We start from the raw sequence: 23,018 nt of genomic DNA, 5'->3' as shown, positions 1-23,018 counted from the left end.
ATACGTACTCTTTGAACACTTGATTTTATAAAGTTATTTTCAGAATCTTTCCACTATGCGCACTTAATGACACTTCAGTAGCTTTATAAGGAAGCAAACAAATATTTTCTTTCTTTCCGGTCAGTATATCCGTAGCCTCATAAACATCCATCTGAGGGATTTGCAGAAAGTCGAATGCATGTGACGGTACATTGATTGCAATATCTACCGGTTGATTGTCGAAATTGACAATTATAAAAAGCAGTTCTTTCTCATGTTTGCGTAAGAAAGTGTATTGCTTGTGTTCATTGAAACGCCATCCGTTTTCATTAGCATACATCAAATCAAAAAAGGCTCCTTGAGCTATAGCCTGTTCTTCATTGCATAAAGTGAGCACTTTCCGGTAAACGGCATACAATTGTTTCTGTTCTTCCGTCAACATTTTGCCGTCAAATTTCCCACCATTCCGCCAACGCCGTATAGTGTCAACACTCCAGTAGTCAAAAATGGTAGTACGTCCGTCGCGGCCGCTAAAGCCCTCGGTATCCATACCCAGTTCTCCAAACTCCTGCCCGAAATAGATCATCATCGGATTCGTATTCATGCAGGCAGATACGATCAAAGCAGGAATACCTTTGCGCGGGTTACTTGCAAAGAAATCCGAAGCGATACGTTGTTCGTCGTGATTTTCAAGGAAATTAAGCATGCGCTTCTCAATACCCCCCAATCGCTGCCAACTGCGGGTTATGGCAGTAGCCGAATCATAACCGCACGCTACATTACGCAAGGTATCATATAATCCCACTTTATCATATAAATAATCGAATTTCCCACGGAACAGGTAATTCTGATATTCGGCCGGATTATAAACTTCCGCTATAAACAACAAGTCGGGATATTTTTCCTTTACCTGCGGAATCACCCATTCCCAAAATTCCACCGGCACCATTTCTGCCATATCACAGCGAAATCCGTCTATACGTTTTGAAGCCCAGAAAAGAAGGATGTCGAGCATCTTCATCCAAGTATCCGGGATGGGAGAGAAACAACAAGTACCACCATTCTGATAGTCCACTCCATAATTTAACTTTATCGTTTCATACCAATCGTTTATATTGGGATAGGCATCAAAACGATTATTCCCGGTAGCTTTGGCCGGTGATTCCCGATAAGGCTCTGCAGCACTTCCTTTCATGTCGAACTGGCCGTGAAGTTCCGATTGCGGAATATAGTAGAAGTTATTGTATGGACTGAAAGCGTAGTTGGGATCATCATTCGCTCCCAATTCCACAGTACCGTCCGGCTGCATGTCCGAATGATACTGACGGGCTACGTGATTCGGGACAAAATCGATAATGACCTTTAGCCCGGCACGATGTGTCCGGCTCACCAGATTCTCAAATTCCTTCATTCGCCCGGGGACATCCGTAGCAAGATCGGGATCCACATCATAATAATCTTTAATGGCATAAGGTGATCCGGCTTTCCCCTTTACGATAGCCGGATGATCCGGACTGATGTTATACCGGCGATAATCAGTTTGCGTAGCATGCTCGATGATACCGGTATACCAAATATGAGTAGTCCCCAGTTTTTTAATCTCTTCCAATGTTTTGGCTGTAAAATCAGCCATTTTCCCACAGCCATTTACAGTGATATCACCGTTATAGACACAGTGGTTATTATTGTTTCCAAACAGGCGGGGGAGCACCTGATAGATTATCATTTTCTTTTCGTCGCTCATGTGTATATAAAATTTATTTCAACTCTATTATTTTTCTTTCCTGCTGGCTCCGGTAAGCGGCTTCAATCACGCGAATCACATTTAATATATCATGTGCACCGGTCTGCAATGGCTTTCCAAGACGAAGATGCTCATAAATATTTTGGTAAAATCCACCATAATTACCGGGGATACCGGGATATCTCCGGCTGATCTCCTGTCTGTCGATCTCCGTATGTATCCATCCTAATTCAGCCTCCGTTTCTTCTCCCCAACAGGGTTGGTCAGGCATCTCGCCGCGAAGTAAAGCCGCTTCCTGCTTGTCGGTCCCGCATTTTACAAAAGAACCGAGAGTACCATGAAGCACAAATCGTGGTTCGGCTTCCCGCATCAAGTAACTGGCTTTCAATGTCACCTTTACATCCGGCGCCAATGACGGACGAATAAAGCGGATCATAAAATAGTCATCCACTTTTCCATCGGTACGCAAAATATCTATATCGGCAAAAACAGCTTCCGGCATACCGAACAACAGGACAGCCTGATCTATCAGATGAGAGCCGAGATTATAAGTCAGGCCTCCGCCGGAGTTACCCGTTTCCTTCCACGTATCGGGCTTGATAAAATTACGGTAGCGTGCAAAAGTCGATTCATATTCCACCAACCTGCCCAACAGCCCATTGGAGATTATTTCCCGTACTGTCAGAAAATCTGCATCCCAACGGCGATTCTGATATACACTGAGCATTAATCCTTTTGCGGCCGCCAATGCAATCAGTTCTTCACCTTGTGCTGTAGTAGATGTAAACGGTTTCTCCACAATCACATGCTTTCCGGCCTCAAGAGCCATGCGGGCGTACTCATAATGCGTAGCATCCGGAGTGTTCACTACAACAAGTTCGATAGCAGGATCTTGTATCAATTCTTCAAAGCTTCGCACAATCATAGCATACGGATAACGCTCTTTTGAGAGCTCCTTGCTACGTTCCACTATCTTTGATAATTCGAAATGAGGATTTGTATGAATAAACGGAGCATGAAATACTTGCCCCGACATGCCATATGCTGCCAACCCTACTTTAATTCTTTCCATACGTTTCCTTTTTCCTGCAACAGATTATCCAGTATTTCATTCGCCGTTTTATATCCCTGGTCGAATATCTCTTCCGCCTTTTCCAGTTCCCGGTTACTATATCCGTTCAGATTATAGGGTTCTATCAGTAAATCACATATCTCACGTTCCGGAAATGTGTTCGCACGGAACATAAAATGATAAGAACGCATAGCGATACTTACAATATTCATCTTGTATTTTTCTGCTTCCAAAGGACTCACATTGATTGCAACAACCTTCTCACACTCTTTCCGCAGAGGAGATACCGGAAGGTTCATTAATATTCCGCCATCTACATAATGAACGCCATTTATTTTAACGGGAGTGAACATGACAGGCATGCAACAGGAAGCAGCCACCCTTTCGGCAATACTACCTTTACGAAAATGCATGCTTCGCCCGTGATCCAAATCCGTCGCAGTAATAATAAGAGGAGTTTGTAGCTCTTCCAATTTCTGAGCTTTTAGATTACTTTTCAGAAAATCTATAAATTCTCCCAGTTCGAACAGCCCGACTTTAGGGATTACCATTTTTGTAAGATCCTGAAATTTATGCCCCGAAAAATAGTCCAGAACCCGATGAGGTTCGTTACCGTCGGCATAAAACACACCTGCCAGTGCTCCTGCACTGACACCGGAAATGATATCCGGCCGGATGTCATGTTCCAGAAGAGCCTGCATTACTCCCAGATGCGCAAAACCTTTAATAAATCCGCCACTGAGTGCATACCCGATCTGGTACTTTTGATGATCCCAATTATTCGTCATTACATCTTCCATTTACTTCATTTTACTTGTTCGCCACGAAATTAGTAAAATTCTGCAAAGATGAACCGGATATAGACAAAAAACTCACCCCAAATTACACAGATTAGTACAGATCATCTTTACTTTTAAAGAAAAGCCTGTGCTAACCGAAAAGATCTGTTATAATGCGTACGATCAGAATCCGAAGTCGTCCACTTCTATTTTTTCCGTTTCCGTTTCTTTAAAGGGTTTAGCTTCTTTTTGTACCGGATTGCCTTCAATATAAATAGCACGGAACGGACGTGCAGGACATACATATTCACAACCGCCGCAACCTACACAGATTTCCGTGTTTACCTGTGGAATGGTAAGTCCGTCTTTGTAAGGAACCATTGCCACCGCCTGCGTAGGACAGTGCTCCGAACAAGCCCCGCAACTCGTACCATCAGTATGTACAATACAATTTTCTTCGATAAAAATCACATGGCCCATTTGCGTCAGATGTTTTTCGTCTACGGTCAAAGGTTTTATAGCCCCGTTGGGACACACATCTCCGCACACGGTACAATCAAAATTGCAAAATCCTTTTTCAAAACTAACCGTAGGTTGCATCATTCCCTCCAAACCATATTCCATTAACGCCGGTTTAAGTACATGCGAAGGACACTTACTGACGCAAAGGTGACAAGAAGTACAATGCGCCTGAAAGTGTTCAAGACTGACAGATCCCGGAGGAGTGATCGGATTCTCTTTCTTATATGCCTTTTTACCACCCAATGTAGCGGTCGTTTCTTTTATCTGAGCCAAAATTTTAGGAGCGGCAACAGCTGTCATTACGCCAGTCATCAGGAAACGCCGTTTAGCTGTATCCGTATCTTGTTTCTTCTTTGAAACAATAGGAGAATAAACCAACGCATGCTTGCTGCAAGACTCCAGACAATCAAAACAATCTACACAACGGCTATAGTCGATTGTATGTTTTTTACTGTCGATACAAGCAGCTTTACATTTGGTAGCACACAGACCACATCCATTGCACTTATTTTTGTCGATACGAACCTTGAAGAGAGAAAAACGGCTCAAAAGCCCTAAGACAGTGCCTACCGGACAAATAGTATTACACCATGTGCGCCCATGTTTCCAGGCCAGAATTCCTATAATCGCAAGAGTGACCAATGCTATCATAAAAGAGGTCATACTCAGAATAGAGGCATCGGTCTGATAAAAAGTATAATTTTCAAATCGTGAAAAAACAGATTCCAGCAAATTATTCCCGGACATGTATACAGGTTTAAATACATTGACCGCAATCCGACCATATGCGCTATAAGGATCCAACAATCCGAGTATTAATGTAAAGCCACATGCAAATGTAAGGACCGTAACGCCTACAATTACCCATCGAAGAATATTTTTTGCCGGACTATAACCATATCTTTTCCTTTTCTTTCCTACAGATTTCGATACACGTGCCACTATATCCTGAAAAATTCCCATCGGACAAATGGTAGAACAATAGAAACGTCCGAAAAGCAATGTCAATAGAATTAAGAATATAAGTATACCGACACTAAAAGAAAGAAGTGCCGGTATAAATTGCAGGTGAGCCAACCGATGAAAACTATTAGGCAATATGCCTGCGAAATCCAGAAAAAAGAATGTAATCAGTGAAAACAGCACCACTGATATACCTATACGTATCTTTCTCAACATGGTGTTATAGCTTGATTCTCTTTACATTCAGTTTATCCAGATTCATTGTTCCCACCTTCAATGCTTCTCCCTTGGCAAGGTGACCTACCGTATCGAGCGGCATTTCGCGCACTTGATTAAAAAATTTTGCGGCGGCAGTATCCACTGCTACAATATCCGGCGATACAAAAAGCCCTTTTGCCAATACTACATCCGAAGCCGATCGTCCGCGCGGACCATTAGTTTTCATAATACGGTAAGCATCGACTACATTCAGAACCGCTTTCTTCTGCATGGTACAGATATCAGCAATACATTGCTGTAAATCGTTCTGATGAAAATAACCGCGGTCCCATACAATTCCCATGTGATTCTTCATTGCAATGGTCAGATTAGCACCGCCATGATTTTTCAGAATAGGCACATTAATCCATACATCGCAATTCAGAATCGCTTCGTGTATTTTGGCCTTTTTCATATTTTTGCCCTTAGGCAAATCTACCGGACGATAATATGACTCCAGATGGGCAGGCATTACTTTGGCTCCGGCAGCTTTGGCGGCAGATTCGATACCACTATTTTTATAGCACTTCTGCCAATCGTCACAAGTATGATCGAATACGGTAACCTCTTTCGCACCGGCAGCAAAACATTGTTTTACAATTTCTGCAACCAGTTTCGGATTCGTATTTCCTGCTAATTCCGGTACTTTATCCCATCCAATATTGGGTTTCACAACTACCTTTTGACCGGACTTCACAAACTGTTTCATCCCTCCTAATTCGGCAATGGCACGTTGAAACATAAGCTCCGGTTCATCACCCATCACAGCCACAAGATCAGGCTTGCCCGTGCTATTTACAGCTTGCGTCAATATCTCCATCGCTTCAGAACGTTGTATCGTCATTGCCGCACCGGAAACTGCTACAGTTTTTAGAAAATCCCTCCTGTCCATCTTATTTATTTTCTATGATTATTACCCACAACCAATAATGCAAGCTCGCATCACATAGGTATGTTCAAGATTTACAAATTCAAATTATCCACGGAAATTTAAAACAAGTTTCATCAAAAAGAGCATAATCCGCATTCCCATTAACGGCAAAAGTCTTTATCATCCGGGCATCTTGCATCAGTTCTTTAGCCAGCATTATTGTAGAACCGGTTTTTATACGGTCATCAACCAAAAGAATACGTTTATTTCTAAAATCGAAATCAATAGGTGCCAAAAGCTTCGGCCGGTCATATTTGGGATGCTGATACTCATCCCGCAAGTTTATCTTCAATAAATGAACCTCTTTTTGCAGACGTTGATTAATAATACCTGCCGGCACAATCCCACCATTGGCTATAGCTACTATGATATCGAATTCATCTTCAAAAGTGATAGAACGAAAACGATCCATCACTTCATTAAAAGTTCTTGCCATATCAGTTATATTTTAGCAATTCCTCTTAGTAAGGCATAACCACCGAACCACTGAATCAACATCCCCGGAACTCCCATACGGAAATCTTGTATAGCTATCCAAAAATTTCTTTCAATCACCCATTCAAAAGCTGTACCTACAACTTGATAAGCAAGTATCGCCACAAGAATGGCCGGCAATGAAATTTTCTTTGCATAACGAGCCGCCAACGCAGACGATCCGGCAAATAATACGGATTTAATAAGAAGAATCGGAAGTACAGCAGCAGAAGGCATTGCAAATAATAAATGATTAATAACCGGAGATAATACAGCAGTCAGCAAACCGACCCGAAAACCATATTTATAAGAAGCTATCAGTGTAAAAAAGTAAATAGGCAATAGGGTAGGACCTCCGGCCGGAATCAAATGACATAATTGGGGTAATACAATATTGCCTGCCACAAATAGCAAAGCAAACAGGTACGTTTTCACATTACTGTAATTCAGTGAATAAAGCTTAGCAGTTGTTTCCATTTTTATTTTTTGTTTTTTGGTTAGTAGCGTTATAAAATATAAGATTGCATTCCACCGGAATGGTTTAATCGGATTATGAATTAAATCATGTAGCAAATATATCATTAAATCACAGCAAAATAAAATCAGTTATTACAAAGATATCAATTATTTACTTTCATAATCCGACCGATATATATCAGTCAATAAGATTGATACGTTTTTTATAAAGAACGAGAGGATATTGATAGGCTCATCATTAAATCACCTTTTCATTTACTAATAAAGGGCAAACATTATCATTTCAGGTTTTTCTTAAACAACAATACCGGCAAAACCTCTTTCAGCTTTTCCTTATCCGTAACGGCAACCGTCATTGGCAACAGTCTTCCACTGGGTTTTGCATTATAAAAATCCTCCTTTATAGTATCAGAGATGTCAGAATCAACAATAGCATTCAAATGTTTCTCCGTGAAATAGAACGATACTTTGAAATAACCATCAAAAACACCGATCCACCCCAAGTTCTTCTTTTTGAACATCATTTTACACAACCATGCATTACCATCTTTGTAATAATTCCATTCCGGCTTTATATCCAATCCGGAGAGTACATTATCCCATTCTTCAAAAGCCGGATAGCTATCGTGAAGTACACTGTTCAAGACTTCCGGTGTCGGAAGAACATGCTTGTCTTTTAATGCTAAAATTTCCATATCTGTCAGTTTTGTATCCCTATATTTATTCTGCAAACATCCCATACAATCCCATGCCGATACAAAAATAACAGTTTTTTCTTTGTTTGTACCATTACTACTCTTAAATCAGTAATAATGGTATGTATATCTGTAATCTATATTATAAAAAGTTTTGAGATCAAGAATACGAAGCTATTTTTCTTAGTCTTCATGCATTCTTACAATACCTCCTGCCGGCAGAGTAAACCAAAAAGTAGAACCTTTACCCTCTTGAGAACTGACACCTATCTCTCCACCTAAATGGGATATGATTGTTTTACATATGGAAAGCCCGAGTCCGGTTCCTTGTATGAAACTGTTCAATTTGACAAAACGGTCAAAGACATCCGATACTTTATCGGCCGGTATACCATATCCTGTATCTTCCACATAAAAGTAAAGATCACCGGAATCCTTCAATTTATAACCTATATGAATATGGCCCTTAGGAGTAAATTTAATGGCATTATTCACAAAGTTGTGTACTACTTGTAGAAGACGGTTACGATCACTGTGCACAACACATTCGAATATACGATCTGTAAATGCAATATCCAGTTCTGAATTGTTTGCTTTTAGATGAGCTGTCTGAGCTACTTCCGTCAATAGACTATTCAAGTCGATCTCAGAATAAGTAAACTCTAACGTGCCTGCTTCAATTTTCGACAAATCGAGAATATCACTGATAAGCTGTAACAACAAGGCATTATTATTCAGTATAATATCTGCATATTCTTTTTTTTCTTCCGGATCATCCGTTTCTGTCAGTAGTTCAGAAAAGCCGACAATGACATTAAGCGGTGTACGGATTTCATGACTCATATTAGCCAGAAAAGCAGATTTCAACATATTGCTTTGCTCCGCCTGTTCTTTGGCTAACCGCAGAAAATGCTCCATTTCTTTCTGTTTCGTAATCACCATTCCCGAACCGATTATACTAACCGGACGCCCTTTCGCATCATATCTGGATACGGTTCCCTGTTTGTGTACCCATTCATATTCACGGTCATTATACCAATGTATCTGATATATTTCATGAAATTCAGTCCGCTTGCCTTCCCGTAACTCACTAAACACCTTTGTTATACGTTCACGAAAATCAGGATGAATTTTTTTCAGGTATTCATCTATAGAAATGTTATACCTTCCATGCCCGTCAGGACCCGGCGAATCTTCATGATGATAAAAGTTATAGTCGGTAGAAAAAGTATGAGTTATAAAATCGGCACTCCATGGAAGTACGCCGGCAATATTCAGAGCGGATGAAAGCACCGAATTACTCGTTTCGAGTTCTTCCTTTGCCTGTCTTAATGAAAGCTGTGCCCTTTTTAATTCCAGTTGAGACGCATTTTCTTCCGGAAGATCACGTGCCGTAACGATTACCCGGTCGTTGTCTATCAGAGACATCTGTATTTCATAGCAATGCTGATTGCCGTTCTCTTCCATATTAAGTTCGAATATCTCGGATTTCCCGGACGAAACTGTTTTCTGGAAATGTTTCATATATACCCGTCCTGTTTCCCAATCAAGAAAAGCATCTATTTTCTTACCGACCATTCCCTCCGGATTGAAAGGTAAGTTACCGCCAGGATTGACAATATTCAAAAGTGTGGCTTGTTTATTATACACTAAAATCATCTCCGGAACCGTTTTTATCGCATGTTCATGTGCGTCTGCAAAAATTACATTATTCATTATCTTGCTTATTTTTGTATCAATTATCCTTCTCGATAATAGTAGGACTGCCAAAGCCTATTTATCGCATAGCATTAATTAGAACAAAACTCTGATTAAAAAGTTTTTAAGAAGATAATTTTGCCTTAAACGGCCCATTATTTTATTACAGGGAACAAAAAACAGTTTCGGATATTTATTTAATAATAACAGGATCACCCAAGAATTTCGGGCTCTTATTCGTATATAAATCCATAAACAGTTTAACTCTTGCAAACTTCTCCCGAAGTTGGGTCTTGAATCCGCTATATGCATCCACATCCTGCGCATTATAACCAATAGCCTGCAAACCTTTTGCCTGTGCAATGTATATGGCCCGACGGTTATGAAAATCCTGTGATATAACCGTAAAACGATGTTGTCCGAATATCTTTTCCATGCGTACTACGGAATCCAATGTCCTGAATCCGGCATAATCCAGATAAATCTTATCTTCAGCCACCCCTCTTTTTACCAGTTCATTTTTCATATCTTCGGGTTCATTGTATCCCTCACTACTATTGTCGCCACTGATAACAACGGTTTCTATCTTTCCGGCTTTAAAAAGAGCAACAGCAGCCTGTATCCTGTTTTGAAAGTACTGATTGGGAGCACCCGAACGGAGGGTTTTGGAAGTACCCAATAAAAGCCCCGTTTTATTGCAGGGGATAGTAGCGGCATCTTTGTATATCAATGTATCCGTTTTATGTTCCACCGTATAATTGGCAATAATCGTAATAGCAACTATCAGGATGATTCCACTCGGAATACCCCATTCTATTATTCTCCGCCGTTTAAGTAATTTTATCGGACTTCTCATATCATTTTCTTTTATACTTTTTTCAGATCAGGAAGAAACCAAGTGACCAATCCTAACAATGGCATAAATGCACAAACATTGTAAACAGCTTCAATCCCGAACCTATCCGCCATATTTCCCAATACGGCAGAAGCAATGCCGGCTATTCCAAAAGCAAAGCCAAAGAATAACCCGGATATAAGCCCCAATTTATTAGGAAGCAACTCTTGTGCATATAGCAAGATAGCGGGAAAAGCGGAAGAAAGCATCAGACCGACGCAAAAACTGAGTATCACCGTACCTGCAAGCTCCACATGCGGCATCAGCATGCTAAAAGGAGCTGTCCCGAGAATGGATACCCAAATTACATATTTCCGTCCGATCCGATCACCGATGGGGCCACCGACTAATGTCCCGACAGCCGTAGCAATCAAGAACACAAAAAGAAAAAGCTGGGATTGCTGCACGCTCACCCCAAACTTATGAATCAAATAGAACGTATAATAACTGTTGAGACTTGCCATGTAAATATATTTAGAAAAAATCAGAACAAGCAGGATACTAATGGAAAGTACTGTTTTATTCATAGGCAACGGCATTGCCAAATGCGGTTTCATCGCTGCAGGAGCACTTTTTATCCGAGTTAAGTAACCTTTATACCATCTGCACACAGGAATCATTACTAAAATAGCAATCAATGACAGAATGGCAAATAAAGAGATATGGCTACGTCCGTAAGGAGCAACTAACAAAGCAACCAACAAAGGTCCTAATGAGCCTCCCAGATTTCCGCCCACTTGAAACAAAGACTGGGCAAGTCCCCGTCTGCCACCCGAAGCCAATGAAGTGATACGTGAGGCTTCCGGGTGAAGCACAGAAGAACCGATACCTATCAGGAACACAGAAAAGAGCACCCAATGCAAATTAGAAGCAAAAGCGAGATTCAGCATACCGGTCATCGTAAAAAGCATTCCTGCCGGAAGTGTCCATGCCACTGGACGTTTATCAAAAAAAAGTCCGAAAATCGGTTGAAAAACAGAAGCTGACATCTGATAAACCAGTGTAATCAGTCCGATCTGAGCAAAACTAAGGCCCAAATCGTCTTTAAACAGAGGATATACCGCCGTTATTACAGATTGCAATAAATCATTCAGGCAATGAGAGATACTCAATGCTACAAGTATAGGAAAAGCGATGGAACTGACTGGACGTTGCGGATTCTGTATCATATTGACAACCTTTTGTTATTCTTAGTTTTGCAAAATCGGCTGCAAATGTACAAAACACAGATAGTCTAAGCGAACAAAAACGCTATTATTTTCTCCTCTTCCGATCAAGCATAATAGTTCATACTAAACAGGATACCTAAAAACATCTGCTTATTCTCTCCAATGAATATAGTATATAAAACATTATTTATCAGATAATTGTATCCGTTCCTTTATCTTTCCCCAAGCATGTGTGTCGAACAGGCAACTACTACGTATCGTGTGATACATTTCCTTAAATCGGGACATCGGCACTGTATAACTTAAAATATCCGGCTCAAAATGAGGACGTACAGACGGATCAAAGAAACCGATAAAAGTTCTTCTGCCTCCCCTGTGATTCTCCAGAATAGTCTGTGTCACTGTAACGCTGCAACCGGAACCGAATTGTGTGACAACAGCATCTTCCGAATTATTATCATAACAGGCCCATGTCACCAATCCCGAAAGTATATCGGGAGTTGCCAGAAACAAGACACCTTCAATAGGATCCAAAGAATCCACTTTATCCATACGTGCAAAATGCAGATAACGATTCTCTGTTTTTGTTACCCCTAACCGGTCGATATACTCAATTACCATTTCCGGCGTTTCTTTATATTTTTCTTTTAAAGAAACAAAAGTCGGTACACGTTCCGGCATATCGGTAAAACCTGTATAGAATTTACCGCCGCCACATCCGATAACATCGGCATTCAAACTGACCGTATGTCCTTCCCTTACTTTTCTCATGTCTTTGAAAAAGCAACCGTTTATCTTTTCTGTTTGATTTTCGAGCGTATCAGAGTACCAGAATACAATAGGAAGCTCCGTGTTTTCTCCGAAAGCCGCTTTGTAATTTGCTATAAACGTCTTTATTTCCATGAGTCGAGTTTTAAAAAGTTCCACATTAAAGAAAAGCATTTCCTGCAAAGATAAAATAAAGAATGACACTTCCTTATAAACAGGAGTTAAATAGAAGAAAAAAGAAAATCAAGTGCCATATTACTAATATTTGTATAGTAATTACATTTAATTATCCGGGCATTCCATTTGTTTTACTAACTTTTTGTTATCTTTGGTACAAAATAAACTCGTTAACCGTGTAATAATAAAAAACAACCGACGTATTATGAATCAGGAATTAGTAATGAGCCCGCATTTGTTAGTGGCTTTTCTCCAAAAACCGGCTTCCGAATTTACGAAAGCAGACATCATCACGTATATTCAAAAAAACGACATCCGTATGGTTAACTTCATGTATCCCGCTGCGGACGGACGATTGAAAACACTCAATTTTGCAATCAACAATGCCGCCTATCTGGATGCAATTCTGACTTGCGGCGAGCGTGTGGATGGTTCCAGCCTGTTCCCGTTTATCGAAGCCGGCAGCAGTGATTTATATGTAATCCCCCGTTTCCGGACAGCTTTTGTCGATCCGTTTGCCGAATTACCCACCGTAACCATGCTTTGCTCTTTCTTTAATAAAGATGGCGAACCATTGGAAAGTTCTCCCGAATATACCTTGAGTAAAGCCTGTAAAGCATTTAAAGAGGTGACCGGCATGGAGTTTCAAGCAATGGGCGAATTGGAATATTATGTCATATCAGAGGATGAAGACATGTTTCCGGCAACCGACCAGCGCGGCTATCACGAATCGACTCCTTATGCCAAATTCAATGATTTCCGTACGGAATGTATGGCATACATCGCACAAACAGGCGGTCAAATAAAATACGGTCATTCTGAAGTAGGTAATTTTACACTGGACGGCATGATCTACGAACAGAATGAAATAGAATTCCTTCCGGTACGTGCCGAAGAAGCAGCCGACCAATTGATGATTGCCAAATGGGTGATTCGTAATCTGGCTTTTTCTTATGGATACAACATTACGTTCGCACCGAAAATTACTACAGGAAAAGCCGGTTCCGGACTGCATATCCATATGCGCATCATGAAAGACGGACAAAACCAAATGCTAAAGGACGGTGTATTGTCCGAAACAGCCCGCAAGGCCATTGCCGGTATGATGGAATTGGCACCTTCCATTACTGCTTTTGGAAATACGAATCCGACTTCTTATTTCCGGTTAGTGCCACATCAGGAAGCACCTACCAATATTTGTTGGGGTGACCGCAATCGTTCGGTATTAGTAAGAGTACCGTTAGGGTGGTCGGCAAAGACCGATATGTGTATGTTGGCCAATCCGCTGGAAAGTCCAGCCAATTATGACACCACACAAAAACAAACCGTAGAAATGCGCTCACCGGACGGTTCGGCAGATATCTATCAGTTAATAGCCGGACTGGCCGTAGCTTGCCGCCATGGTTTTGAGATACAGGATGCACTGGCAATAGCCGAAAAAACTTATGTAAATGTCAATATACACAAGGAGGAAAATGCCGGCAAACTAAAAACTTTGGCCCAATTGCCGGATAGCTGTGCCGCATCCGCCGATTGCCTTGAAAAGCAGCGCTCGTTCTTCGAAAAATACAATGTATTCAGTCCGGCCATGATAGATGGTATCATTACCAAACTACGTACTTATAACGATGCCACTCTACGCAGCGATATTCAAGATAAACCCATCGAAATGATGGAGTTGGTTGAAGAATATTTCCATTGCGGATAGTCATAGAATTTATAGACTCTAATACCCCGGTACTACTTTTGCAATACCGGGATATTTTTATATTATTCTATACATATTACAAATATTCGTCCCGGATTTGTCATCTACTTTTCGAACTTAAAAACATATAGAATATGTTTTTGTTTAATAATATACAGCATTATGTCCGTTATCTTTGATACCTTTATCACATTTTAAAAACTGTTGTTGTAATAATGCCCGATAAAAGTATGATGAATTTACGTAAATTACTTCTTTGGATATTAGTTAGTATAATAATATTGTGTGCATTAAGGTATGGCATATTAGAATGTGCCAACCAATATATCTATAATTTGCGTAACACACATTTTCCCTCCTTTGCCTATCGCTATGATGATTTTTTGCCCTATATTCCGGTAGTGATCATGTTCGGAATGAAATTGGCGGGAATAAAAAGCCGGAGCCAATGGAAGCCGATGTTGATATCCACCGTTTTTTCATTTGCACTTATGGGCATCACTATCTGCTCTATCAAATCATTGGCAGGTGTACTCAGACCCGATGGTTCCGACTTCCTATCCTTTCCTTCCGGACACACAGCAACGGCTTTTACCTCGGCCTGCCTTCTATACAAAGAGTATGGTCCTAAGAGTTCATGGATAGGTGTAGCAGCCTTTTTGCCTGCATTCATCACAGGGCTTAGCCGTCAATTGAACAACAGGCATTGGTTGAGTGATGTGGTAGGCGGCGCTGTCATTGGAATTCTGATGGTAGAAGTGGGATACTGTTTATCCGGTTTGTTATTCAAAGAAAAAGGGAAATAGATCATCACTTGCTTCCATCGTCACATTTCTGGTGAACACCTCATCCTTAAAACAGTAGGTGCAATATTCTGCGTTTTGTGACAAATCGGCATTAGTACCGAATTCTTCTGCGGATTTCATATCCATTCCACAACTTTGGCAAATCGATTCACTCATCATTTTTTATTGTTAAGAAGTTAGTTTTTGATTGACCCGGTTCATTTATTAATAATTACTTTCCCGATCTTTGACAATCTTCTATGAATAGAAATTTATTCCATCCAATTGATAAACAATGGCAATTTAAAGAAAAAAGAGCAAACAACCAAAATGCATATAAAAAAACTCTCCGATAGCACCTTTGATATATCTCCGGAGCATTCTTTACCAATCTATCTGGCTGCGGAGAGCCTATTCAGACTTTCCAAAAGCATGAACAGATATTAGCATAAACTATATTATTATTTCAAAATATTAGAATATTTGGCCTTGAGCAATCCATAATCTTTATAGTTGAATTGTAGAGAGAGTGACGAAAGTACCTTTTTTTCCGTTTCAGGACTCCAATAAATTTGGAGCCTGTCACATGTCCGAGTAATAGCTGTATAAAAAATATTATGAGTTATCATATCTTCAACATCATGGGTTATCACAACTTTTACTGATTGGAATTCCAAACCTTGAGCCTTATGTATTGAAACTGCATATGCCACCTGAAAAGGCACTACCGTAGAATCCGATTCTATATCTTCATCTCCGTCATCGTTTTTCTCCACTGTAAGTTTTATCACTGACGTCGTTTCGGACACCGGTGGGCATAACTCCAATTCCGAATATTCAAGATCAAGTTCATTAAGAATAGTGTTAACCTCAAGCGTAAACTCAATCAAATCATCGTGTTTAGTAATCCCAAGAATTTTTCCCTTTAAGTTGTTGTATATCCAGGGTGAAAAGCGTTCGGTTTCATTAAACAAAATCGGATCATCAACTTTATATGTCAATATATCCCATTGGACAGGTGGGTTAGGATTATTACTTTGAAGAAAACGATTAATATTATTTATTCCATACAAACCGTCATAATTTAAACAAAGAATGATCTCGTCATCATGTGATTTTGTAAATATTGAGTTGTCAAGATTTTTTGTATAACCATGTTTTGTCAAGTATTCAAGAATGTCAGAGGAAAGAGTTCTTACTTTATTCCATACAGCAAGCAAACCACTCTGGGAAGTACGATAGGTTTGCTTCAATTCTACACGGCAGCTACCTTTAATGGCATAATATGCTATACTGAACCAATTTCCGAAGAGAATTGATTCAATCTGATACATATCTCCTACAAGAATGAGCAATTTGAATTGCCCCTGTTTTAGTATATCATTCATGTCTTGATTACTTACAGTACTGCATTCATCAATAAACAGAAGATCCCATTCCTGCTTTATGGATTTTCCAGCCAAGAACTTGGCGATGGTCATGAATGTTCCATCATATGAATCAACTTTTCGACGTAGATTCTCAACAGCTGGATTAGTATTGGCTAAGTAAATTTTATTTTTATCACCAAAAATGCGTGAGATATAATTAATAAAAGTAGATTTTCCTGTACCTGCTGCACCATAAACCAAAGCAACTCTCGAATTGGAGAATAATTCTTTCAGTGCTTTTCGTTTTTCATCTGAATCTACGGCGACTCCTGGCTTGGAAAGCCAAGAATTGACCGTATGAGTATAACTAAATATCCCTTTACTACTCAACTCTTTTAATCGTTGGAGTATCTTCATCACATTATCTTCGTATTTCTGGATGTAATAATAACCATTCCAACATTCCAATTGGAGATTGTTGTTCTCAAGTTTGTGTTTATAATAAAGATTGGCATTATAAGCATCAACCAATGGTTGCATATCCCCGTAAGCAATCAATTCTTCTTGTGAAGTGTAAAGTATTCCATTATGCTCAGTATTGACTGTGATGTGGCGTGCCAACAATTCATGTTTATGTCCTTCAATAGGAATGGATGCCAAGATATCATCTATCGACGGATTATGTCTAACTAACGAAAATTTATAAGGCATACGGTCAAATGGCACACATTTGATGTTTAAATATAATTCTGACAACAAATCACATGCATCACTGTGATATTGCTTTTTGATAATTTTATTATTCAGCCGATACAGCAGATAAAGTAAAACATTGCCACCAGCCTTTTCAATTCGGCTACGACATTCAGTCAACATAGCTGAGAGATTGTGAACAGCCGCACCGTCTTTGACATATTCTATAAATTGTGTAAACTCATCAAATGGGAGTGTTAAAAGTTTCGGAAGCGATGTGCCCGATTGTTTAATAAATGCCATAAGATTCGTGTACTCTTTATTTTTATTAGGAGGAAGAGAAATATTAAGAATTTTAGCAAAATTTTTCAGTTCGCATGCACGTATAGCTACCTCCCAGTCAATTATGATTGAAATAGGCATTTTAACCCCAAACACACTAATTCCTGTGGAAACAAGACGAAGATCAACTGCATAGGTAGACGTGATTTCATATTTAGTAAAAGCAATAAGACGCTCAAATTTACTGGCATGTTCGTTAGCCCGGCTGAATGAAACTTCATAATATATGGAATCATTTACAAATATAGGCTTGGTTTTGTAGATATAGAATTTACCGGTATGTGTCACTGCATTCTTTAAGTCTTGATTTTCGATCCGATATGCAATTGCTTCATGATATATTTTGAATGCAGGATCAAGATTAAGGGGAAATAAATAGAGATTATGCAACAACTCCATACCAAACCGGCCTTTCATATATTGCTTAATCCTTAACAAATACTCATAATATTTTAACATCAACCGTTCGGAACTCTCTGGGTCGAAAGTATAATGAGAGGCCGATATTTGTAACAAGTCATGAAATTTGGCTATAAAATTAAGATTACCACACTTCATTACATAACTATTAGCTTTACGCAATGTCTCGTATTCTGTTGCAGCCGGTACTCCTCCGGCTGCCAAATAAATCTTGGCGGAGACATGCTCTACAAAGTTTCTAAGATGTCCTAAAATACTTTGTGAAAGCAATCCGCGATGGTCTGCCTTAAGTTGGTCAATACATGAACATATATATATATCGCAATTGATGATATACTGGTCAAAATTCATAATTGTAAATATGGAATGAAGATATGATATTATGCAAATATAGTAAAAATCTCACATTCTATATCAATATCATCTCTATCTTTAGCTATATTATTTACCTAATTATGAAATTTCACAACAAACATACAAAGTAAACAGAATAAGTTGTTTTAATTTACACGATCTCATTTTCATACCATTAATCAATATGTGGCTTAAATAAAGCTCATACTGAGAAAAAACTATTAATATTAAGAATCTTCAATAGGATATTTAAGGTTTTATATAATAAGAATTAAAAAAATGCACTACGCTACACGAGTAGAAAAGAATCCTTTTTCTGTACACATAATTATAATTCAAAGATATTCCATTTTCCTATAATTAAATTTCCGGTGTCTCTTCAAGGCGAACGTTTACTGCATTCATACCTTTCATGCCACGTTCCAGATCAAACGTTACAATATCATTTTCGGAAATATCTCCCGTTACATTATTTATATGGAAAAAATACTTTTCAGTACCCGAAAGGTCTTTAATAAAACCAAATCCTTTGGAAGTATTGAAAAACTCAATCCGGCCTCTCATTATAGTTGGAGCTTCCTTCTCTTTCTTAGGAGTCGCTATCATGATATCTTCCTGCTTGATTTCTTCTCTCTTTACGCTTTCTTCCGGTGGAGTGGAGGTAATCATACCATTCTCATCGACATAAGCAATCATGTCATCCAAACTGTTCACTTTCGGAGCTAATTTCTTTTCTTCTTTTCTTTTTTGTTTTTCAGCACGACGGGCGAGCTTCTTTTTTTCATTTTCACGTTTGTCTGTTGTTACGGATTTTGCCATATAAACTTTTATTTTTACTAATTATTTATTTCAGAGTGAAGGAGATAACTAAGGAAGAAACTTGTTCTTAATAATTGATCTATAAAGAAGGAGAAACTATGCGATAACAGTATCGTAACTCACACTCTAAAGCAAAGATACGAAAAAAAGTGAGAATCGGAACGGTATATGGAAAGAATGTTTTAGAACAATGGCAAAAAAGAATAGACCGTCCCAATTTATCCAATTGAGACGGCCTGTCTTATTTCCATTTATTTAATAAGAAAAATGCTTATGCTATTCCATGAGCAGAAACGGTAGAATCTATTTTCTTAATCAATCCTTGAAGTACAGCACCCGGTCCGCATTCTGTAAAATCCGTAGCACCATCGGCAACCATGTTCTTTACTGTTTGAGTCCAACGTACGGAAGCAGTCAACTGAGCCACCAGGTTCTTTTTGATTTCAGCAGGATCGGTATGAGGCAAAGCATCCACATTCTGATATACCGGACATTTGGGAGTATGAAATTCCGTGGCATTGATAGCAGCTTCCAGTTCTACCTTTGCAGGATCCATCAACGGAGAATGGAATGCACCACCTACTTTCAACGGAAGAGCACGCTTGGCACCGGCAGCTTTCATCAATTCGCAAGCCTTTTCGATACCGGGCACTGAACCGGAAATAACAATCTGTCCGGGACAGTTGTAATTGGCAGGAACACAAACTTCACCTCCGGCAGAAACAGACGCACAAATTTCTTCCACCTTTTCATCGGGCAATGCAATGATGGCAGCCATTGTAGAAGGAGTCACCTCACAAGCCTTCTGCATAGCCATAGCACGTGCATAAACCAACTTCAAACCATCTTCGAATGAAAGAGCACCGGCAGCTACCAATGCAGAGAATTCACCGAGCGAATGACCGGCGGTCATTTCCGGCTTGAAATCGTCACCCATACAAAGAGCGGAAATTACCGAGTGTAAAAACACGGCAGGCTGAGTTACCTTTGTCTGACGAAGATCTTCATCAGTACCGTTGAACATAATATCTGTAATGCGATATCCGAGAATATCGTTTGCTTTTTCAAACAATTCTTTTGCTAATGCAGAGTTGTCATACAGGTCTTTACCCATGCCCACAAACTGAGCACCTTGACCGGGAAATACAAATGCTTTCATATTTTCGTTCTAAAATTTAAATTTGCGGGGCAAAGTTACATATTTTTATAATACAGTAGCACAAAATCAGCAATTTTGTGCAATGGCAATCTCTTTTTCCCACTATCTATCTACCTTATCATCAATAATCTGTGCCTTCACCGGATTCCAAAAGTGGCATAATGCCCCATTTCCATGGCCGGCAACTACCTCTTTACCAGCACTGATAGCTCCACCAATATACGTTTTCGCTTTACCTACCGCTTTATCCATTATGTATCCCAGAGCCAGATAAGTGGCGATAGAAGAGGAGAGGGTACACCCCGTACCATGTAGGTTATGGCTCTTTATTTTGCGTCCTTTATAAATAAAAATATTGCCATCCACGCATAAAATATCCTGCATCTCTTCTCCCTGCAAATGCCCTCCTTTTATCAATACGGCAGTTTGGTAAAGAGTAGAAAGCTCCTGTGCTGTCCGTTGCATTTCCTCCGGAGCAGTTATCGTCTTGCCGGTCAGCACCTCCACTTCGTCCAGATTGGGTGTGATAAGGCTGACTAATGGAAAAAGCTCCCTTTTTACAATTTCGATGGCATCGTCATTCATTAATTTTCGGCCACTGGTAGATACCATTACCGGATCGTATACAATGTATTTCGGGTGATACTTTTGCAAACAGCCGGCGATAGCTCTAACTGTTTCGGCATCACCGACCATACCTATTTTAACGACTTCCGGATGCAAATCTTCCATTACGGCTTCGATTTGTCCGCGAATAATTTCGATGGGAACAGCATGCACGGCATGTACACCCATCGTATTTTGTACGGTCACCGCCGTTATCACAGATGCCGCATACCCCCCTAAAGCAGATATGGTTTTAATATCTGCCTGTATGCCGGCTCCACCCGAACAATCGGAACCTGCAATGGAAAGAATAACCGGATAATGCTTCATATTCTTCTTTATTATAATTTCAGAAAACAAAATTAGCATAAAAATCCCGCTTGATTCTTTGAGTCCGTCTAAATTTTCCTCTTAAAAGTTTTTATCAGCTTATTTTGAGCGAAATTTAAACAGACTCTAAATACGAACTGTATTTATGCTATTTTCAGAAGAAATAAAAAGATGCCTGTATTGTAACACAAAACTTTAAATTAGGGGCTATTTTTGATAATTTACTAATAAGGAACAGGCCCTTGCGGCCAAACAGAATAAAAAGAATCTCCTTAAAAGAAAAAGCAGCAAATTATTTGGAAGGGCGGACTGGATATCCTATCTTCGCCAACGAATTCTAAAAGCAATAATTTTGGGTACTATTCTTAAATTTGTTATCGCTTAATATTAGCCTTATAAACCGCAGGCTAATTTCTTTCGTCTGAGTAGGCCTACTCAGGCAGGTTTTTCATTATACCACTTTATTATTCACAGCAATGTCTTTTTCAGAGACAATTGTAACTTGTTTTTCAGCTTTTTCAAGGCAGAATATCTATACTGTCTCTCTGAAAGTTATGAAAGCATCGGATACAGATGAAAAATTTCGTAAAGAACATTAAGCAAAAGATAGAAGCAGAAATTGACAGGATCGAGCAACAACGCACTGACCGTCTTGACAAGATAAAGCAGATAGTCAGCTGCATACAAGCCGCTCTCTCGTCACTGCATGCAGCTATTACCAAATATCGATTTGAAAACCTACAAGAAGAGATTCATTTCTTCAAAGTCTGGAAACCGGAAATTTCCAGTCTGCTGATTTATTATGTACGTTTGTACCGGATAGAAAACAACCGTACCGGAAAATCACCGTCAGCCCAATGCAAATATTTAAAAAACGAATACGATCATTTGAAGAAAGGCCATCCTGACGAAGTTTTTTACAACTATTATCAATCCGGAAAGACAGAATCGGATCACTTGTTTTTCACAAGAGAGTATTATGATATTCTTTCGGATGTTCATTGCCTATCGGCAGACAGGGATCTGTCCTTTTCTACCCTGCATGATTCGAGTGTTGCCGAGATTCTCGCAAACAACCAATTAATGCATTATCTGGCAGGCGAAATAGAATTGTTATCAGATGAACTGCATCTCAAACTTATTTCAATTGTCGAGAATAATTTACTACAATGGACCGATAGCAAGGTTGCGCTGGTTGAATTCATCTATGCACTATATGCCGGTAAATGTTTCAATAAAGGCGACATTAGCCTGAAAGATATCGCTTTTTGTTGCGAAACGCTTTTCAACATCGAAATAGGCGATTACTACCGGATATTTCTGGAAATCAGAAACAGAAAGAAGAACAGGACACAGTTTTTGGATAAACTAAAAGAAAAAATAACTCAAATGATGGATGAACTTGATGGATAAACTATATTCACACTGAACTACTAAAAGCCCAATACTTTTCGGAGAAGATGCCCGGAAATTTGAAGAACGAATGAAGCAAGTCCGTAAAGAGACTCCGGAACAAAGGGAAAAACGACTGAAACAGTACAAAGCCGTTATGAACGTATTTAAAGAATAATAATTCAATATGATTCTAACGGAAGAAGCTTTTCAAAAGACCTAATGTACGTCGTTTGAAAATAAAAGAAATTATAAAATCGTTCGACTGTGGCAATGCAGATTTGAACGATTTTATTTTAAATGAGTCAATGTTCTATCGCAAAGCATTACTTGCAGTAAGTTATGTAGTCGAAAAATACCTTTTTGCGTCCCGCCAATACCTCTTATAATAAGAGAAAACGGCGGGACGATTTCTTATGATAAACTTGACAAGCTAAAG

The 23,018-nt window shown here is 39.4% G+C and carries 20 protein-coding genes and 1 pseudogene; 4 read left to right on the top strand and 17 right to left on the bottom strand.

Annotated elements, in window-relative coordinates:
• Nucleotides 1-25: 25 nt before the first annotated feature.
• The 12 genes from HMPREF1532_RS16440 to HMPREF1532_RS16385 form a co-directional block, all read right to left on the bottom strand.
• On the bottom strand, nucleotides 26-1,723 hold the full coding sequence (locus HMPREF1532_RS16440; RefSeq protein ID WP_005932002.1) for an alpha-amylase family protein: 1,698 nt from the start codon (nucleotides 1,721-1,723) through the stop codon (nucleotides 26-28).
• A 13-nt stretch (nucleotides 1,724-1,736) separates the two neighbouring features.
• Entirely contained in the window at nucleotides 1,737-2,795 is a 1,059-nt protein-coding gene (locus HMPREF1532_RS16435; protein ID WP_005931998.1) for a Gfo/Idh/MocA family oxidoreductase, read from the bottom strand.
• Nucleotides 2,777-3,595, bottom strand: coding sequence for a patatin-like phospholipase family protein (locus HMPREF1532_RS16430; protein ID WP_025819050.1), 819 nt, complete (start codon nucleotides 3,593-3,595; stop codon nucleotides 2,777-2,779). Before HMPREF1532_RS16430 ends, HMPREF1532_RS16435 begins: the two co-directional genes overlap by 19 nt.
• A 162-nt stretch (nucleotides 3,596-3,757) precedes the next feature.
• Nucleotides 3,758-5,275 carry a 4Fe-4S dicluster domain-containing protein gene (locus HMPREF1532_RS16425; RefSeq protein WP_005931992.1) on the bottom strand — a complete coding sequence of 506 codons (1,518 nt, stop codon included), beginning with the start codon at nucleotides 5,273-5,275 and terminating at the stop codon, nucleotides 3,758-3,760.
• 4 nt (nucleotides 5,276-5,279) lie between these two features.
• On the bottom strand, nucleotides 5,280-6,209 hold the full coding sequence (locus HMPREF1532_RS16420; RefSeq protein ID WP_005931989.1) for a DUF362 domain-containing protein: 930 nt from the start codon (nucleotides 6,207-6,209) through the stop codon (nucleotides 5,280-5,282).
• Nucleotides 6,210-6,288: 79 nt separating this feature from the next.
• Nucleotides 6,289-6,684: a phosphoribosyltransferase gene (locus HMPREF1532_RS16415; protein WP_005931986.1), complete on the bottom strand. Its 396-nt coding sequence runs from the start codon at nucleotides 6,682-6,684 to the stop codon at nucleotides 6,289-6,291.
• Nucleotides 6,685-6,689: 5 nt separating this feature from the next.
• Complete coding sequence (locus HMPREF1532_RS16410) at nucleotides 6,690-7,199, bottom strand: hypothetical protein (protein WP_005931984.1); 510 nt, start codon at nucleotides 7,197-7,199, stop codon at nucleotides 6,690-6,692.
• A gap of 278 nt (nucleotides 7,200-7,477) precedes the next feature.
• The gene (locus HMPREF1532_RS16405) at nucleotides 7,478-7,894 is read right to left on the bottom strand and encodes a DUF3788 family protein (protein ID WP_025819051.1); all 417 of its coding nucleotides are present in this window, start codon (nucleotides 7,892-7,894) and stop codon (nucleotides 7,478-7,480) included.
• Between the two features lie 183 nt (nucleotides 7,895-8,077).
• On the bottom strand, nucleotides 8,078-9,610 hold the full coding sequence (locus HMPREF1532_RS16400) for a sensor histidine kinase (RefSeq protein WP_005931978.1): 1,533 nt from the start codon (nucleotides 9,608-9,610) through the stop codon (nucleotides 8,078-8,080).
• Between the two features lie 175 nt (nucleotides 9,611-9,785).
• Nucleotides 9,786-10,448: a SanA/YdcF family protein gene (locus tag HMPREF1532_RS16395; protein WP_005931975.1), complete on the bottom strand. Its 663-nt coding sequence runs from the start codon at nucleotides 10,446-10,448 to the stop codon at nucleotides 9,786-9,788.
• An 11-nt stretch (nucleotides 10,449-10,459) separates the two neighbouring features.
• Nucleotides 10,460-11,656, bottom strand: a complete 1,197-nt coding sequence (locus tag HMPREF1532_RS16390; protein ID WP_005931972.1) for an MFS transporter — start codon at nucleotides 11,654-11,656, stop codon at nucleotides 10,460-10,462.
• Nucleotides 11,657-11,839: 183 nt separating this feature from the next.
• Nucleotides 11,840-12,559 (bottom strand): DUF169 domain-containing protein, encoded by a 720-nt coding sequence (locus HMPREF1532_RS16385; RefSeq protein ID WP_005931970.1) that lies wholly within the window; start codon nucleotides 12,557-12,559, stop codon nucleotides 11,840-11,842.
• A 247-nt stretch (nucleotides 12,560-12,806) separates the two neighbouring features.
• Between HMPREF1532_RS16385 and HMPREF1532_RS16380 the strand changes: the two genes are divergently transcribed.
• Both HMPREF1532_RS16380 and HMPREF1532_RS16375 read left to right on the top strand, forming a co-directional pair.
• Nucleotides 12,807-14,309, top strand: coding sequence for a glutamine synthetase family protein (locus HMPREF1532_RS16380; RefSeq protein ID WP_005931967.1), 1,503 nt, complete (start codon nucleotides 12,807-12,809; stop codon nucleotides 14,307-14,309).
• Between the two features lie 233 nt (nucleotides 14,310-14,542).
• Nucleotides 14,543-15,115, top strand: a complete 573-nt coding sequence (locus HMPREF1532_RS16375) for a phosphatase PAP2 family protein (RefSeq protein WP_172680677.1) — start codon at nucleotides 14,543-14,545, stop codon at nucleotides 15,113-15,115.
• On the opposite strand, the gene HMPREF1532_RS16370 is transcribed toward HMPREF1532_RS16375, so the two are convergent.
• The 5 genes from HMPREF1532_RS16370 to thiD all read right to left on the bottom strand — a co-directional run bounded on the left by HMPREF1532_RS16370 (nucleotide 15,092) and on the right by thiD (nucleotide 21,187).
• A complete protein-coding gene (locus tag HMPREF1532_RS16370; protein WP_224203064.1) occupies nucleotides 15,092-15,274 on the bottom strand; it encodes a zinc ribbon domain-containing protein in 183 nt (60 codons plus the stop codon). The two genes, HMPREF1532_RS16375 and HMPREF1532_RS16370, sit on opposite strands and share 24 nt — an antisense overlap.
• Before the next feature lie 281 nt (nucleotides 15,275-15,555).
• A complete protein-coding gene (locus HMPREF1532_RS16365) occupies nucleotides 15,556-18,270 on the bottom strand; it encodes an ATP-dependent DNA helicase (RefSeq protein WP_005931960.1) in 2,715 nt (904 codons plus the stop codon).
• A gap of 363 nt (nucleotides 18,271-18,633) precedes the next feature.
• Nucleotides 18,634-19,092, bottom strand: a complete 459-nt coding sequence (locus HMPREF1532_RS16360; RefSeq protein ID WP_005931956.1) for a cold-shock protein — start codon at nucleotides 19,090-19,092, stop codon at nucleotides 18,634-18,636.
• 271 nt (nucleotides 19,093-19,363) lie between these two features.
• Nucleotides 19,364-20,251: an ACP S-malonyltransferase gene (gene fabD, locus HMPREF1532_RS16355; RefSeq protein WP_005931953.1), complete on the bottom strand. Its 888-nt coding sequence runs from the start codon at nucleotides 20,249-20,251 to the stop codon at nucleotides 19,364-19,366.
• A gap of 102 nt (nucleotides 20,252-20,353) precedes the next feature.
• Nucleotides 20,354-21,187, bottom strand: coding sequence for a bifunctional hydroxymethylpyrimidine kinase/phosphomethylpyrimidine kinase (gene thiD / locus HMPREF1532_RS16350; protein WP_005931950.1), 834 nt, complete (start codon nucleotides 21,185-21,187; stop codon nucleotides 20,354-20,356).
• A gap of 573 nt (nucleotides 21,188-21,760) precedes the next feature.
• Here thiD and HMPREF1532_RS16345 point away from each other — a divergent pair.
• Together HMPREF1532_RS16345 and HMPREF1532_RS21970 are read left to right on the top strand one after the other, a co-directional pair.
• Nucleotides 21,761-22,600: an RteC domain-containing protein gene (locus HMPREF1532_RS16345; protein ID WP_005931947.1), complete on the top strand. Its 840-nt coding sequence runs from the start codon at nucleotides 21,761-21,763 to the stop codon at nucleotides 22,598-22,600.
• Nucleotides 22,601-22,766: 166 nt separating this feature from the next.
• Nucleotides 22,767-22,932 (top strand): annotated as a pseudogene (locus tag HMPREF1532_RS21970) (GNAT family N-acetyltransferase); the annotation flags it as partial.
• Nucleotides 22,933-23,018: the final 86 nt, after the last annotated feature.

The organism is Bacteroides salyersiae WAL 10018 = DSM 18765 = JCM 12988 (assembly GCF_000381365.1).
Lineage (GTDB): Bacteria > Bacteroidota > Bacteroidia > Bacteroidales > Bacteroidaceae > Bacteroides > Bacteroides salyersiae.
Note: the sequence above shows the minus strand (reverse complement) of the source record. Positions and strands in the feature narration are given on the sequence as shown.